A 2,107-nucleotide genomic window follows, 5' to 3' on the forward strand; every position below is an offset into this window, starting at 1 on the left:
GGTACAGTTCCGGCGGCAGTGACAGCACCTTTGTTCGTTATCACGGGCATCATCATGATCGTAAGTCTTGTGGTTGAACCATGGTCCAGGTCAAATGACGTTCGGCTAACGGGCACCAAGGGTGCGGTGATTGACCGGCTTACGGGACACGAGGAGTCCGTCTATCAGCTTGAGCCAGAGGTCGTATGACTCAACGGGGTCTACAGCCGGAACGGTGGAGCAGCACGCAAACCCGGGGATTAATTTACGGAAAGATCTGACCGGGACTTCGTGTAGTGGGAAACGAAGATGCTCCGGGCCGTCTTCAAGTGCTCATGGAGGCATCGGGGCTCGGTGATGGAGGGAAGCAGGAATAGCCACATATGGGCTACCCGCTCGATCAGGTCGGTACGGCTCGTGAGGGTGTTAGAGACCAATTGCACTCCTATGAATGAGGCCACAACATATCGGGCCAGGTCCTCCACATTGATGCCTGGGCGGAGCTCTCCCTCGGAGACCGCCCGGTGGAATAGCCCTTCGAACACCTGGATAGCGTCCAGATAAGGTTTGCTTACTCGGGAAGCGAACGTGGACTCTTCCATGGTCAGCCGGTATGCGGCCCCGACAAACGGTTCTTCAGTAAGCTGGCGAGCGATCACCGCCGAGACTTCCATCGCAGCAGTCATGCTGTTGCCACCCTGATTGGATACGGCATCAGAAGCGGGGCCGAACTCCTGCCTGTACTCAGCGATCACAGCCTGGGCAAGCTTTTCCTTGGTCTGGAAATGAAACTGCATCGATCCCTTGGAAACTGCGGCTTCCCGAATGATGGCAGCGGCAGTAGCGCCAGCAAACCCTTCGCGGTTGAACACGACAGCTCCCGCCCGTAGGACTGCGGATCGCGTCTTCTCGGCACGCACCTGCACCATCATCAGTTTTCTCCTCTGTCAACAGAGCCTGGTGTGGCGTCAGGCTCTGTGGGGGGCGCCAACCGGACCTCCATCAGGGGACCCAGTCACGTGAAAAAAGTATAGAGGGAATGTTTTCATCGCCCGCGACCGGTCTGCCTCGCAGGCTGGATTGACGGGCTGCACCCGCGGCGTTCGCATTCCACATTCGGAGCGCGCTCTTCTCTGACAATCACTAAGGATTCTTCATGTCCAATCGCCTGTTCACCCCGTTAGGAATCGCATCGTCCTTCGGTGGGATGTTTCTCATCGGCGCGCTCGAAGCACTCTATGGTCCATCTCTGATCCGGCTCATAGAACGGTTCGAGGTCTCCCCCTCCGCCGTAGGCATCGTCATCAGTGCCCACTTCATCGGGGGCCTTCTCGGAGTGCTTTCCAGTCAAAGTCTCCATGCGCGGATCGGCAACAGAATCACGCTCGCAGCCGGCTACCTGCTCCTGCTCCTGGGTAGCCTGGGTTTCGCTTGGGCACCGACCCTGATTCTTGCCATTACAGCTTCAGCTGCAGCCGGTTTAGGCTTCGGGGCACTGGATTATGCCTTCAGCCACCTCTTTGCCGTGGCTTTTGGCTCCGGTTCTGGAAAGATGCTGAATCTTCTCCACGGTTTCTTCGGCATCGGGGCCATCCTCGCCCCTCTGGTGGTCGCCCTCTTCGGTCCCGAACACTACCCGCTGTACTTCACGGGATTTGCCCTTCTCACCCTCACCACCGCCTTGGGGATCCAGGGAGTCCTGTCATTCCCCACCCAGGGTTCGGCAGCACCGGAAACCCCAGCAAACGCCGCTAGGACGGGATCATCAATGGCGGCAGGCAAACAGCTTTACGTCATTGTTGGATTCGCGGGAATGATCTGTGTCTTCGTTTTCCACGTCGCAGTGGGTAGCGGAATTGGCAGCTGGGAAGCAACCTATCTGACCCTTACAGGGATCAGCGTCGAGCAGGCAGCCGCGGCAACGTCTCTGTTCTGGTTCAGCATGACCGCAAGTCGTTTCGTCCTGGCCACAGCGACTAAGCGACTGCGTCCGGGGACAGTTGTGACGCTCAGTTGCACACTCATGACGATTGGTTCGGCTGTGGCCTTCATCCCTGGCGCCGCAGTTATTGGTCTGGCTCTGGCGGGGTTCGCGATCGGACCGGTCTTTCCGACTGCCTTGGCCTGG

General features: G+C 58.3%; 3 protein-coding genes. 2 read left to right on the forward strand and 1 reads right to left on the reverse strand.

The annotated features are described in order from the left end of the window. A partial coding sequence (locus tag ABIB51_RS23120; RefSeq protein WP_354191728.1) for a hypothetical protein occupies positions 1-189 on the forward strand: 189 nt, incomplete at its 5' end. A gap of 50 nt (positions 190-239) precedes the next feature. Here the strand turns inward: ABIB51_RS23120 and ABIB51_RS23125 are convergent. Further along, entirely contained in the window at positions 240-911 is a 672-nt protein-coding gene (locus ABIB51_RS23125; protein ID WP_354191730.1) for a ScbR family autoregulator-binding transcription factor, read from the reverse strand. Between the two features lie 224 nt (positions 912-1,135). On the opposite strand from ABIB51_RS23125, the gene ABIB51_RS23130 reads away from it, so the two are divergent. Continuing rightward, on the forward strand, positions 1,136-2,107 hold a 972-nt coding region (locus ABIB51_RS23130; protein WP_354191731.1), incomplete at its 3' end, for an MFS transporter.

It is taken from the genome of Arthrobacter sp. UYCu712 (assembly GCF_040547005.1).
GTDB lineage: Bacteria > Actinomycetota > Actinomycetes > Actinomycetales > Micrococcaceae > Arthrobacter.